A 14743-nucleotide genomic window follows, 5' to 3' on the forward strand; every position below is an offset into this window, starting at 1 on the left:
CTAAATTAAGGTCGGTGATTTTTCCATAAAATAAACATAGGCATGTTCCAGATTTGGCTCCAACTCAATTGCGTTCTTAAATTGACTGCCATCACCGATTAGTTGCACTTCCCACCCTTCCTGAGTTGGAATGGTTGAAACCACGGCATATTTGTCTTTAATTAAATCGTACTCGTAGCCCGATGTGCTAACCTGCCAAACATGCCCTTTGGCTTGTTCTATTAAAGCTTGTGGTGATCCTTGAAATGCAACTTGTCCACTATTTAAAAGTGCCAGGTTGTTACAAACGCTCGAAATATCTCCAACAATATGAGTCGATAGAATAATGATCACATCTTGCTGACTAATTTCAGAAAGTATATTTCTGAATCGGATTCTTTCTTCAGGATCAAGTCCTGTAGTTGGCTCATCAACAATCACAATTTTAGGATTACCAATTAAGGTTTGAGCGATACCTAATCTTCGCTTCATTCCTCCTGATAGTTTATTGGCGTCGCGTTCTCGAACATCAAATAAACCGACTTTTTCAAGCCACTCATCTACTTTTTGCAATCTGATTTTCTTGCTTTTTTCACCTGATAAGGAAGCTGCGTAATCCAGAAATTCCCAGGTTTTTAATTTTGAAAAGAATCTGAAATCTTGCGGTAAGTAGCCCAGCATGCTTCTTATTTCCTTTCGATTCTTCATTAGGTCATAAGAATCAACTGTAACAGAACCTTGAGTAGGCTCCATTAAGCTTACTAAAATTCTCATTAAACTTGATTTTCCTGCACCATTTGGACCTAGTAATCCAAACATGCCGTTTCCAATTTCAAGGTTAACATTATCTAATGCTTTTTTACCATTAGGATATATTTTACTTAGCTGATTGATATTGATCTGCATTAAAGGCTTCTTATTTAGGTTAGCGCACTATTGGTGTGTAATGCAATGCAAAAGTAATTGGTTGGTTTCCTATCAAATTTACAATTTATGCTAAACTTTACTTCATTGAGTTTATACTTTTCGACGAAGTTGATAGTTTACACGACCTACATAAGATATGAGACAAGGTATTGGAAGAAATGGTTACAATTTTTTACAATTATTCTAAATAAATTATTCGGGAAATGTATTTTCAATTAAAATGAGAAATCTAAATAGAATCTGATTATAGATTTTTAACAGATCAATTTTATGATATATAGTATTGGTTGTAAATATTTTTATAAAGGAAATATACGAGTTGGAAGAATAAGTTCAAAGATTAATGAAAATCGCTTTTTCTTAATTTATTGCAAACTCATTCAATTGTTATTTAGATTTTGATAAAGTATTGACATCGTTCTGATAAAGAGGTAATTTGTGTTTTATCACAAATGGAGGATGATGATATGAAGCGGAAGAAAATTTATGATGAAATTGAACAAATGTTTGGATTGGTGCCAACAATGTTCAAACTGATTCCGGATAATACTTTGGAATTAGAGTGGAATTTATTTAAAAAATTACAGATTGAAGATGGTGCGATTAATGCCAAGAATCGTGAATTAATTGGACTTTCGATTGCTGCTGTTACCAAATGTAGATATTGTACATATTTTCATGCTGAGATGGCTAAGTTAAACGGAGCAACGGAACAAGAACTTGAGGAAGCAGTTCATTTTGCAAAAGCAACTGCTGGTTGGAGTGCGTATGTGAATGGAATGCAGTTGGATTACAATGAATTTACAAAGGAAATTGATTCGGCATGTGATCATGTAAGATCATTGCACCTGCAAGATTAATTAATTTATGAAGACCAAATAGTATGGAGAGAATCAAAATTGATTCTCTCTTTTTTTCTGAATTCTATCTATCTTTATATTGATACAAACGGAAAAGTTTAATTATCATGTTTAAAAAAGATCCTTTAGAGATAAATGAATTTACTCCTCTTGAATTGTTGCAGGAGATGGAGAAGAGGCAAGATATGCTGATGTTGGATGTTCGTGAACCTGTTGAAATTCAAATTTGTCATATTGAGAATGCCATGCATGTACCTATGGGACAAATTCCTACTAAATTGGAAGAACTTCCTAAAAATAAGGATTTAGTCGTATTCTGTCATATGGGAATAAGAAGTCGACAGGTAATGAATTACCTGAAAAAAAATGGATTTTCTCGTGTTTATAATTTAAAGGGAGGAATTGATCGTTGGTCTATTGAGGTGGATTCTAAAATGCAGAGATATAGATAATTAAGATCAATCGAGCCACAAAATTATTGTGACTCGATTCATAGATTTATTCAATTAAAATACTTTGTTTTAACACAATCGGTTCCCCTTTTTCTGAAATTCCTTCTAGAACCAATTCATACTCTCCTTTCACATCACTGGATATAAATTCTAACTTAATTTCGTTGTTTTTGGTTAGAGTTAAATTTGGTTCCCAGAGTAGATCTGTTCTAAAATCAGGTTGATGTTTTTCGGGCTTTTGATAACCCGATTTTTGAATTTCAGAAATAAACAGAGGCAGATAATAGCGTTCTGTATTATTTGGTAAACTCGAAACTTCGCATGTTTTATTTCTTGAAATAACGTGAACAATGCCGTAAAAATGAGAAGATTTATAAAAGTATTCGTAAGGAACAACTTCTATTCTTTCAATTTCATTTGGGCTTTTAGCAAGTATTTCAGTAGGATTGGATATAATTAGCCCATCGTAAAGAAATAATGGTTTTTGATTCATCAATCTATGCTGATCATAGTTGTAAACATTCATTAAAGCCTGTTTTTTACGGTATTTGATTTTTACATGCGAAATTAGTTCATGAAAATATTCATCTAAAGAATCCAGACGAACGTAGTCATCAATACTGATTTTTAATTTAGGATCATTAAAGAAATTGCTTTCGGCTCTGTATAAAGTTGAATCACTTTGATTATTGATATCTAGTTGTTTGTATATGTTGCGAATTTTATAATTCTCCCACTGATTTTTAATAAACTCTTTGTTTTTCTCAGATGAAAGGTTCAGTGCCTTCAACGGATAGAACAATCCTGTTTTATTGTATTTCGATTTTAGATCAAATCTTATATCGATTGAGTCATTATCAATTACTTGCAGTGATATGTCATGCAAACCAGATTTTAAAGGAAGGTGAAAATAAAACTTCCCATTTTCTTTGGTTAAAAAAGGTTGTATATCAGCAAATTCACCAATTTTCGATAAGAAAACTTCGGAATTTGAGTGAGGAGAGTTTGTCTCCTTATTTACAGCTTGTCCTTCAAGTATATAATTGTCTTTTTCAATATATCTTGAATCAGATTGCGGATATGTTGAATTTACATTTAGCCAAATTGGTAATAGTTTTTTATTCCCAAGCCATTTATTATTAGTGATTTGATCTAAATTATCATTCGTTTCGTTTGATTGATAGTTAAAATTTTTATAAAAGTTTTGAAAGGTGATTATATTTTTAGCAATAGGAATAGGCTCTTTTTTTATGATACTAGCAGAAACAAAGAGACTATCAGATTTATAGGAAAGGTCAGATAATTGCAAAATGATCTTGTTTTTTTGCCTGCTTTTTACTTTTAATCTAGGTTTTTCAATAACTTGTTTATACCAAATCTTATCTAAATATAGTGTGTTTTGATAGATGGAATTTCCTTCGTGATTGGTAATGTTAAGGTAATATATTGGAGATTTTAATTCAGATAACTTTATGTTTGTGTCCCATTTACCATTCACAAATCTAAACTCTTTTTTCCATTCAATATCAGTTTGTGATGAAAGTTTAATGTGATGTAATTCGCTGGCAATTATATTTGTATCAGGATGTTCTATGTTTATGGCAAGAATTCGTTCCAGATCAATCAATTTTGTTTTAACATTCACTTCATCATTCGAATCATTTCCAATTGAAGTACTATTTACCCAATCATTGGTTTTTATAATATTGATTTGTGAGTTGTTGGTAAATATTTCTGGCTTCTGTCCATTAGCGTTATTATTGTAAATATAAATCGGATATACACTGATTAAGTCTTTGCCGATGTTGTTTCCCCAATGCGTATATGCGTTTATAGAGTAATAACCACTTGGTAAAAGTTCATTTGTAATAACTCCACCATGTCCTGCTCCGTTCTCTATAATTATACTTTGCTTGGCAACAGGAAATCCATTTTTATTAACCAATTCTATGTATGCAATATTACTTAGTTTAGAGAGTTTGTTGTTTGATAAATCAAGACAATATGCTTTAAAGTTTACATCTTCTCCTGCTATAAAAATGCTTTTTTGCAGGTGAAGATATATTTTTTCGGTAGGGTAACTCTTTTCCTTTTGAGCTACAGCGGATTTACCACTAAATAAAATGATAATCAGTACTGATATAGTAAAAAATATTTTTCTCATAGCTCTAAAATTCAATATTATAGGTTACGGTTGGAATTGCCTGTCCGAAAATCGACAACTTATAACCCGTTACTTCGTTATGATCAGATCTAAAATAAACTGAATAGGCATTATTCCTTCCAGTTAAATTGTAAATACCAAAGGCTAAAGAGGAGTGAAAAGCTTTCTTTTTCTTTAAATTACCTTGCATGAGAATGGAAAAATCCATTCTAAAATAATTCGGTAAACGATAGGCATTTCTCTTCGAATAGTATAAAACAGGAATATCTTGTACATAGTATTTTGCAACTGGATAAGTGGAAGGACGCCCAGTGTGATAGGTAAGGTTTGTAGAGACAATAAATCTTCTAGACAGTTTCAAACTTAAGAATGTTTTTAGGTTGTGAGGTTTGTCAAATGGAGCTCGATAGAATTCACCATTGTTTACTGCGAATTCACCTGTTTTATCATCTGATTTTAAATAACTCCTTGAATAGGAATAACTAATTGCAGCCTTAAATCTTCCTACATTTTTTCGGTACATAAGTTCAATTCCATAATTCTTACCAGTAGCATTTAATACTTCCGTTTCGGCAAATTCATTTAAATACAATTCTGCACCATCTTTGTAATCTTTTGCATTTTCTATTCTCTTGTAGTAAACTTCCATTGAAAATTCTGAAGCTGCGTTGTTTATGTTTTTATATAAACCAAGCGAATACTGATCACCAATTTGTGGTTTTATGTATTTATCGGATAATTTCCACGTGTCGGTTGGTGAAATTGAGGTTGTGTTAGATAAAAGATGAATGTATTGCCTGTTTCTATTGTAACTTGCTTTTATTGATGAGCTCGAATTTAAAGTGTAGCTAAAGCTTAAACGGAATTCAGGTCCATGCTCAAGATTGTTGAATCCTGATTTCGTTATTGTATCTAATATGCTATAGCTTCCAGGAGTATTATTTAAATAAACCAATTCCTCTTTAGATCCAACATTTCCATACATGGAATATCGCAAACCAGCTTCCAGAGTTAAAGAAGGTAGTAAATTAAAATTTCCACCTAAAAAAAGTGCCGATTCAACAGCTTCTTCCGGATCTATTTTATTATAGGCAACTAGGGAAGAATCGGAATTAGCTTTTAGTTCTCCAGGGGTGATGTTGTAATGTTTAACATCTGCTCCAAATTGGTAACTGGTATTCAGATTTTTCTCGTATGTCCAAACAGATTTTCCTCCAGTTTCTTTAACTTCATGTTCCAATTTAAAAGCACTACTTGCCACCTCGCTTGTACTCATATCATACGAAAACTGAGTTCTGTATACTGTATTAACTGTTTTTAATTTCTCAGAAAATCGATGACGCCAGTTTAGTGATCCAATGAAATTGTTAAAATTATATAGAGTATCAGAATGCAACTGAAATTCATCATTACTTTTATAATAGCTCAATTCAATTTGATTGTTGATATTTGGTTTAAACAAAACTTTCCCATGTAGATCGTAAAAATTAGATGAGCTGTTAATTAGTTCTTTAGAATCTATTTTTTCCATGATCCAATCTGAATAGGTAAATCGGAATGAATTGATGATAGATAATTTATTTTTTATCAGAGGAGCATCTAAATATAACTTAGATGAAACTGGGCTAATACCCATTTTTGCATGAATTTTATCGGTTACTTTTCTGTGCGAGTGAATATCGTATGTTGAGGATATTCGACCTCCAAATTGCGTAGGAATACTAGCTTTATAGAGGCTTGCCTCATTTATAATATCACTATTAAATGGAGAGAAAAATCCAAAAAAGTGTGCCGGATAGTAAATTGGAGCATTATCAATTAGGATAAGGTTCTGATCAGAAGATCCACCTCTTACATTAAATCCTATCGACCCTTCACCTGAACTTTCTACACCAGGTAACATTGTTGTACTTTTTATAATATCAGGTTCACCTAAAGCCGTTGGCAAACTATGTACTTCCTCCATTTTAATGTGCTCAGTACCCATCGATGTTCTCCGAACTTTATCATCTTTGGCTGTAACTCGAACTTCTTTTATTTGTCTAATTTCATTGGTCATTTGAATGTCTAGGCGACCGTCTCCTCGCAAATTAATTTTTCGGCTCGTAGGTTTAAGACCCATGAACCTATAATTCAAAGTATAGCTTCCAGGTGGCAGTTCTAACTCATAATATCCTTTAGTGTCGGATGTTACGCCTTTCGATTTATTAGGCAGAAATATTTCAACTGATTTTATTGGAGATTGGCTCTCAAAATGAGAAATATATCCAAATAGTTTTACTTTACTTTTCCCAAGTGATGATCCAATATAATGAATGATATATTCTTGTTCCTGTAAGTTATTGTAATCTTGTTCCGATTCATTTTTAACCTCCTTGTTAATAGGAGTTTCGGGAGTTTTGTTGTTTATAGAAAATTCCGATTTAAGATTTATTCCCTTGGTTAATATTATCACCTTATCTCTAATGATAAAGTTAATATCCGTATCAATTAAAATATCTTGAAGAATTTCCAAAATAGGCTGATTCGAATATTTTTTATTCAGTTTAATATCAGAAACCCATTCGCTTTTGTAGTATATGTTAATCTTGAAATCAGATTCAAGTTTTGTAGAAAATTCTTCAAATGTCATTCCGTCGTATCCAATTGAGAAATTTTCCTGTGCCTTTGATATATTGAGAAATAGAATGCAAAAGCACAGTGTGGTTAGGATTATCTTTTTCATTATATAAGGCTTTAAAGATCAAAATTTAAGATAACAGGTACTATATCCATCGGGTGTTTAGAATTTATTTTCAGTTTATGTAACTGAATGTATTTTTTTATTTCAGTCTTTTGGTCATATAAAAGATCCAGTAAATCTTTACGTTTATTGATAGAGTGTATTTTGTTATCCTTAATGATTGACAACTTATTGTATTTTAAGTATTCATATTTACGAGATTTCATTTTTAATACTTTTTGTTTTTCTCGATGAATAACATAGGTTAAGTTATAAGTTGAAACTAACTGATAGAATGATTTGGGATTTAAGTCTGGGTGAATTAAATCTCCTTTTTTAAAATGAAATTCCTGACCGTTATTCATAAACGAAAATTCCTGTAATCGTGATTTATTAAGTGCAATGATTCGTTTTGTGTTATTTGGAGTAACTATTGTTGCTAACACTTCATTCTGTTCTAAATCGTAACCCAAATTAATGCCATGATATAATACGGAATCAAATCGGATATAGCCTTTCATTTGGAGTTCACCAAGGAAAAGTTGAGAGCCTTCACTATTTAAAATGGTTGGCACCCAAAGTTTACCATTAATGATATTTTCGTTGTCTTGAATTGGAATGGGTTGACACTTTGCTTGAAACTTGACGCATGTTATCAACAAAATACATAAGACAAAGAGGTTTTTAAATGTTTTCATATGAGTTAGTTTAGGGCCAGAATGAAGGTTTTGTGGGTGAGTATTGTAAAGAGCAATCATAACAGAAATTACTTCGCACAAGATATTCGACTACATGTGGTCGAGGGATTACTTGAATGATTTCATATTCATCGGGGTTATAAACAATAGTTATAAATGCTTGACATTCTTCACCCAGAACAGGAAATTCAATATCAAACTGTTCGCTGTTAAATGAACTTCCTAAAGTTGCATATGACGAAACTTGAAAATATCCTAACGCCATTTCTTCAGAATCGCAACATTGTACATTTCCATATATGTTAGCAGGTATGATATCAAATAAATTGCCATTGGTTTGGCTTATTTTTTTAATGTTATTCCAAAAGTTATAACACCTTTGACTTACTGAGTAAGCATTTGCTTTTATGTAATATTCGTAATTTAAATTTACCTGTTCCTCTGTTATAGATGTTAGGGATAAGTGATTTATAGTTTTTTCAGCTAAAATAGATGCATCGTATAGGTTAATGCTTGAAGAAGTTTCTGTGGGATAACAAACATACGCTGGATCTTCTGATTTTGCGATATTTTTAAATGTTCTCCACTCCCAGCTTGATTCGTAATCCCATAAATAATAATCGATATCGTTATTTGGGTTTTCTAAATCAAAATATAGTGAAACTACATTTATTGTTTTGTCTATATCAATGGTTAACGTTTCTTGTTCACCATAAATGGATTTGATATTTATTGGAGAATTTATTTTTTCCGCAATCGATTCATAGGTCTTACCGCCTATGGTGGTTATTTCTACCCAATAACTTTTCCCAATTTCTCCTTTGAAATTTAAATCTGATGTTTGATATGTTCCTGATCTGGATTCTATTAGAGGAATTGAATTGCCATCGTCACAATGAATAATTACCGTAGCTCCGGATTCCATAATAAGGGAATCAGAAGATTCAATATCTACTGTTCGAAATAATTTAACTTTATATGGTCCAGGTTTGTTTGATATTTTACCATCAACAACAAGAATTCCAGATGACGATTCTATTTCGGGAAAAAACTCTTCGGTACATGATTGATTGATATTGAAAATTACAATCAATAGTAGAAAAAATGGGATTTTATTTTTGAATAACATATACTATTTAAAAACTTAATTATGCATTGTGGTGATTATAAATATAATACAAAAAATAGTAAGAGTTATGTTTTTTTTATGTGTTGGTTTGGTCATGCACATAATATAGTGAGAGAGTCAAAAATAAATATGCAACTAGCTAGAGGAATGCTTTGTATTTAATGAGAACACTGTAATTTATTGTGAATTAAAATTAATTTATTTATATCGTATATAAATTAACGTCACATTGAAAATTTAATGATTATGGCCAAAATGATGGTTTATTAGGCGAGTATTTTAAACTGCAATCATAACAGAAATTGTACCGTACATTTAATATTGTTCCTCCTTCAGGTAAGTGATTAACAGATACAATGTGATGTCTTTCAGGATTATATGTTAGTGGGCTTATTTCGAATGTTTTACATTCTGGAGTTATACTTGCAAAATCGACATCATATGACTTTTCATTAAAAGTACCTCCTTTTTGTGCATAGGACGATACCTGAAAATATCCAAGTACTTCATCGTCACTATTACAACATTCGATATTACCTTGCACATTAGCAGGTATAATATCGAATAAATTACCATTAGCTTCACTTACTTTTTTGATATTATCCCAGAAGACATAACACTTTTCGCTTATAGAGTATGCATTTACGGAAATATAATATTCATAAAGTAGGTTAACATGTTTTTCGGTTATTGTGGATAAAGGTAAATGCTTAATATTTTTTTTACTCAGGATTGATGCATCATATATATTTACATTGTTTGAGGATTCATATGGATAACAAATATAGGCTGGATCTTTTGATTTTGGGATTTTACTTATTGTATGCCACTCCCAACTCGCATTGTAATTCCACAAATAGTAATTACTGTTGTTATCTTCATTAATGAAATCAAAATATAATGAAACAGCATTCAGTGTTTCATCTATGTTTATAATTACTTCATTTTGCTCTCCATATATTGTTGTAATTTCAAAAGGAGATTTAATCTCTTCAGAAATGGATTCATAATTATTTCCGTCCGCTGTAGTGATCTCGATCCAATAACTTTTACCAACTTGACCTATAAAATTTAGATCTACGGTTTGATATTTTCCAGGTGTGATTTCAATTAAAGGTACCGAATTGCCATCATTGCAGTGAATAAAAACAGTTGCATTTGATTCATATATTAGAGAATCATTTGATTCAATTTCTACTGTTCTAAATAGATCGACTTCATATGGTCCGGGAGAGTTTGTTATTTTACCATCTACAACTAACATTCCGCCGGAAGAGTCTATTTTTGGAAAATATTTTTCGCTACAAGCGAAGTTCAAAATCAATGTGATAATAAATATTACAGAATACAAACTATTTCTTTTGAGCTTAGGTATCATCCTATTAGAATTGTTTAGCAAAGTGAGAAGTAAGTTTATTTACATGGGAACTAATTAATTTTTCAGTACCAAAATGAAGGTTTATTGGGCGAGTATTTTAAACTGCAATCGTAACAGAATGAGGGTCTAACAGTATAAACTACATCTCCGTTAGGAATTGTTCTCTTGCTAACTATATGATGCAATATTGGATCAGGCTCCATAGTTGGAAAAGAAGTACACTCACCAGGCATATTTCCAGTTGTTAATTCGAATAAGTCTGAAGGAAATGCTTTTCCTCGACTTGTATGAGACGACACTTGAAAATATCCTAATACGGGAGTTTTATCCTCGCACGATTGAATATTTCCTCTAAGATTGGCAGGAATAGCATCAAAAAGACTACCGCTATTTTGACTGTTCTTTTTGATATTATCCCAAAATAAAAAACATTCTTCACTTATTGAATAGACATTTACCATGAAATAATATTCATAAAATATTTTTGCTGTCCTGTCGGTTAAAGTTACGACAGGTAATTTTTCAATGTTTTGAATATCAAATATTGAGGCGTTTATAATATTTATATTATTTGATTTTCCAGTAGGATAACAAACATATTCAGGATTTTCAGTTTTGGGAATGTTTTCAATAGTTTGAAATTCCCAACTTTCTTGGTAATCCCATATGTAGTATTTACTTTTATTTTGATGTTCCTTCAAATTGTAAAAAAAATTAACTCCATCTATTTCATTATCGATATCAATGGTAATTTTTACTTGTTCGGCATATAATGAATCAATTTCTAATTCACCTTGAATTACCTCAGGTATTGATTCATATTTATTTTCATTAGATGTAATTATTTCCACCCAGTAGGTTTTTCCAATTTCACCTATAAAATTTTCGGTTTGAGTTTCGTATACTCCAGTTTTAATTTCATTGAGTATTTCAATATTTCCATCATCACAATTAATAGTGACAATTGCATTTGGTTCTGCAACAATTGAATCTGTAGAATTTATTGCTACTGTTCTAAAAAGTTTAACCTGATAGGGACCGGGAGAATTTGAAATTCTACCATCTACCACTAGCATTCCTTCGGATGAGTTTATTTTAGGACTGTAGACTTCTGTACATGCAAAATTGAATTGTAATAGAATTATAGCAAGCAGGAAGAAAACAAATGATTTAATTAATGACATAATTTATTTATAATCATAGTTTTACTAATTGTTTCCTATAAATATAGTGTGAATAATTGAATGTAATGTATTAATAATGTAAGAAAACATATTTTTTCTCAATCTTAATAACAAGTTAATTATGAATGCCCTAAATGCTTATCTGTGTAAAGGGATAATATGTATGAATAATTCAAAAAAAATACTTTTTGTGCTATTATATTTTTTTTTACGTGTGATGTTTTGTAGATGTTTATAGGAAAAGAAATTTCCTCCCCCGTCAATATTTCTTTTTTATTTAATGAACCGACATGAATAAAATAATTTAGAAACTTGATTATGGGGAGGAAAAAAAGGTTGAAGTTTATCCAACCTAAGGTTTTAGGGTTATACTTTTTCTACAGTTACAATATGATTTTTAGATTTGATAATTTTCACGAAAGATCCTTCGGGTACTTGCTCCCCCAATTTGGTTTCAGCTTTCCATATCGAACCATGTATTATTATTTTTCCAAGACCCTTTTTTTGATTTATTTGTTCCATTACATAAGCTTCTCTACCAATGATGTTTGTGGTAATGTTATTTGTGTAATTGCCTCTTTGAGAAATCAAATGGTTCTTGAAAAGTGGTTTTATTACTAAAAGTATTATCGCATTTAAAACGATAAAAACCAGCAATTGAAGTGATAATTCAAATTCGAAGTAAGCTAATAATCCAACAACAAGAGTACTAACACCAATAAACAGTGATGTGAATGTTGAGATAAAAATCTCAAGAATAAACAATCCTAATGTTAGGCATAGCCATAAGTGCCAAACTTCCAATTCCATTATTGTCATTTTAATAATATTCTAGTGAAATTATGACAAGTATTTATTCTTTCCTAGTGTCAAATGTGTCAAGTTAAATCGATTCTGCAGTGTGCCTTATTTTTGTGGAGATTCAGCCATTTCAAGATAATTCTTTATTAAAAATGATTCTAAATAATTTCAATTAAATAATCTTTTTAATTAGGTTTGCGCTTCAATTAAGACTTGAGGGTCTGAATTAATAGAAAATTAATTTATGAATCCATTTATTACAAAGGAACACGATACTCTTAGAGAAATTGTAAGAGATTTTGCAGAAAAAGAGATAAAAAACATTGCTTCATACCTAGATGAAAAAGAAGAATTCAGCACACATTTGACCAAGAGAATGGGTGAATTGGGATTGTTTGGTATTTATCTTCCAGAAAAATATGGAGGACAAGGAAAGGATTATCTTTCCTTGTTAATTGCAGTTGAGGAAATTGCTCGTATAGATGCTTCCCAGGCTTCCACTTTGGCAGCTCATAATTCGCTGGGAATTGGACCTATTTATTATTTTGGTAGCGAAGATCAGAAGCGAAAATACTTGCCAAAATTGACTACAGGTAATTATGTGTGGGCTTTTGGTTTAACCGAGGATAATGCTGGTTCCGATTCTCGAGGAACAGAATCGAAAGCCATGCTTGAGAAAGAGAAATGGCTGATTAATGGTACAAAACGGTTTATCTCAAACGCCTCTTCAGATTCCTCATTAGGTGTAAGTCTGCAAGTTGCTACAGGGGAAAATAATGGGAAAAAGGAATTATCTGCTATCTTAGTAGACAGATGTACTGATGGATTTTCTGCTGTGCCGTTAAAAGGTAAGATGATGTGGCGAGCTTCCGATACTGCCCTTTTAAAATTCAAAGACTGTAGAGTGCCTAAAGAGAATCTCTTAGGAGAATTAGGTGAGGGGTCAAAAATTATGCTTAAAACTTTGGATTCGGGAAGGTTGACAATTGCTGCAATGGGTTTAGGTTTGGCTCAGGGAGCATATGAAATGGCTCTAAAGTATGCAAATCAGCGTGAACAGTTTGGTAAGCCAATTGCTAAATTTCAGGCTATAGGTTTTAAGTTGGCTGATATGGCTACAAAAATTGAAGCAGCCCGAAATCTATTATATAAGGCATGTTGGTTAAAAGATAATAAACATCCATTTGCAAAGGAGGCAGCTATGGCAAAATTATTTTGTTCTGAAGTGGCACAAGAAGTAGCTAATGAGGCAGTTCAAATTCATGGTGCTTATGGTCTGGTAAAAGAATCAGAAATTGAACGTTTTTATCGTGACCAGAGAATATTGCAAATTGGAGAAGGTACATCTGAAATTCTTAGATTGGTTATTTCAAAGCATATTGGCTGTTAAAATAGGATTATGGCAGATAGAAAAAAGGATCATATTGAATTGGCATTTAGATCTCAAACGGATAAAACAATGCTTGATGAAAGGTTTTATTACGAACCTCTTTTAAGTGCTCATCCTAACAATTCAGAATCTTTATTTACTTTTTTAGGCAAAAGATTAAATACACCGATTTGGGTTTCGAGCATGACTGGAGGAACAGAATTGGCTGGGAAAATAAATCGAAATCTAGCAAAGGCTTGCGCAGAATTTGGTATGGGAATGGGACTTGGTTCTTGTCGCATGTTGCTAGATAGTGATGAATATTTTAATGATTTTGATGTAAGAGATCTTATTGGAGAAGATTTGCCATTATATGCGAATTTAGGTATTTGCCAGTTGGAAGAATTAATCGATAATGATGAACTCCATAAAGTGAGGAGTTTGATATCCCGATTAAGGACAGATGGTTTGATCATTCATATTAATCCAATGCAGGAATGGTTGCAACCCGAAGGCGATAGAATTCTTAAGAATCCAATTGAGAGCATTAAGTATCTAATTGATGAGGTTGACTTTCCAATTGTAGTGAAAGAAGTTGGACAAGGAATGGGACCTGAAAGTATCTGTGAATTGATGAAATTACCTATTCAGGCAATTGAGTTTGCAGCATTTGGTGGAACTAATTTTGCTAAGATAGAAATGATGAGGAATCCTGATAATCAGGTTCAACTGTTTGATCCTCTTACAAAAATTGGTCATTCGGCAGAACAAATGGTAGAGTGGTTAAATGAAATTGTTAGGACTAGTGAGCAAATTAAATGCAAAGAGGTAATAATATCTGGAGGGATTAAGAATTTTCTGGATGGACATTACCTAATGGAAAAGTGTGATATTTCATCGGTTTATGGGCAAGCATCCGAATTGCTAAAATATGCTAAAGAATCTTATGAAGATCTTCATAACTATATTGAATTACAACGAAAAGGATTGGAACTAGCAAAAACTTATTTGAGAGTTAGAAAGTAAGTAAATTGCTAAAAAAGCCCATGTTTTTTGGGACAGCTGAATAAAAAATGTAAT

12 protein-coding genes are annotated in these 14743 nt (G+C 31.7%); 4 read left to right on the forward strand and 8 right to left on the reverse strand.

All coding sequences use genetic code 11. The features are described from left to right. Complete coding sequence (locus GCQ56_RS14160) at positions 1–885, reverse strand: ABC transporter ATP-binding protein (protein WP_152735145.1); 885 nt, start codon at positions 883–885, stop codon at positions 1–3. 488 nt (positions 886–1373) lie between these two features. Between GCQ56_RS14160 and GCQ56_RS14165 the strand changes: the two genes are divergently transcribed. Together GCQ56_RS14165 and GCQ56_RS14170 are read left to right on the forward strand one after the other, a co-directional pair. Next, positions 1374–1766, forward strand: coding sequence for a carboxymuconolactone decarboxylase family protein (locus GCQ56_RS14165; protein WP_193323796.1), 393 nt, complete (start codon positions 1374–1376; stop codon positions 1764–1766). A 107-nt stretch (positions 1767–1873) separates the two neighbouring features. Continuing rightward, entirely contained in the window at positions 1874–2218 is a 345-nt protein-coding gene (locus tag GCQ56_RS14170) for a rhodanese-like domain-containing protein (RefSeq protein ID WP_152735147.1), read from the forward strand. A 46-nt stretch (positions 2219–2264) separates the two neighbouring features. On the opposite strand, the gene GCQ56_RS14175 is transcribed toward GCQ56_RS14170, so the two are convergent. From GCQ56_RS14175 to GCQ56_RS14205, 7 genes are all read right to left on the reverse strand, one after another. Next, positions 2265–4382, reverse strand: a complete 2118-nt coding sequence (locus GCQ56_RS14175; RefSeq protein ID WP_152735148.1) for a hypothetical protein — start codon at positions 4380–4382, stop codon at positions 2265–2267. Positions 4383–4386: 4 nt separating this feature from the next. After that, positions 4387–7107: a carboxypeptidase-like regulatory domain-containing protein gene (locus tag GCQ56_RS14180; protein ID WP_152735149.1), complete on the reverse strand. Its 2721-nt coding sequence runs from the start codon at positions 7105–7107 to the stop codon at positions 4387–4389. Between the two features lie 11 nt (positions 7108–7118). Beyond that, on the reverse strand, positions 7119–7802 hold the full coding sequence (locus GCQ56_RS14185; RefSeq protein WP_152735150.1) for a hypothetical protein: 684 nt from the start codon (positions 7800–7802) through the stop codon (positions 7119–7121). Between the two features lie 10 nt (positions 7803–7812). Next, the gene (locus GCQ56_RS14190; protein WP_152735151.1) at positions 7813–8931 is read right to left on the reverse strand and encodes a DUF4249 domain-containing protein; all 1119 of its coding nucleotides are present in this window, start codon (positions 8929–8931) and stop codon (positions 7813–7815) included. 244 nt (positions 8932–9175) lie between these two features. Then, positions 9176–10309 (reverse strand): DUF4249 domain-containing protein, encoded by a 1134-nt coding sequence (locus tag GCQ56_RS14195; protein ID WP_152735152.1) that lies wholly within the window; start codon positions 10307–10309, stop codon positions 9176–9178. A 62-nt stretch (positions 10310–10371) separates the two neighbouring features. Further along, a complete protein-coding gene (locus GCQ56_RS14200; protein WP_152735153.1) occupies positions 10372–11493 on the reverse strand; it encodes a DUF4249 domain-containing protein in 1122 nt (373 codons plus the stop codon). 366 nt (positions 11494–11859) lie between these two features. Next, positions 11860–12312, reverse strand: a complete 453-nt coding sequence (locus GCQ56_RS14205) for an NfeD family protein (protein WP_152735154.1) — start codon at positions 12310–12312, stop codon at positions 11860–11862. Between the two features lie 226 nt (positions 12313–12538). Between GCQ56_RS14205 and GCQ56_RS14210 the strand changes: the two genes are divergently transcribed. Continuing rightward, complete coding sequence (locus GCQ56_RS14210; RefSeq protein ID WP_152735155.1) at positions 12539–13684, forward strand: acyl-CoA dehydrogenase family protein; 1146 nt, start codon at positions 12539–12541, stop codon at positions 13682–13684. Positions 13685–13693: 9 nt separating this feature from the next. After that, a complete protein-coding gene (locus tag GCQ56_RS14215) occupies positions 13694–14689 on the forward strand; it encodes a type 2 isopentenyl-diphosphate Delta-isomerase (protein ID WP_152735156.1) in 996 nt (331 codons plus the stop codon). Positions 14690–14743: the final 54 nt, after the last annotated feature.

The sequence above is a fragment of the Marinifilum sp. N1E240 genome (assembly GCF_009295825.1).
Lineage (GTDB): Bacteria > Bacteroidota > Bacteroidia > Bacteroidales > Marinifilaceae > Marinifilum_A > Marinifilum_A sediminis.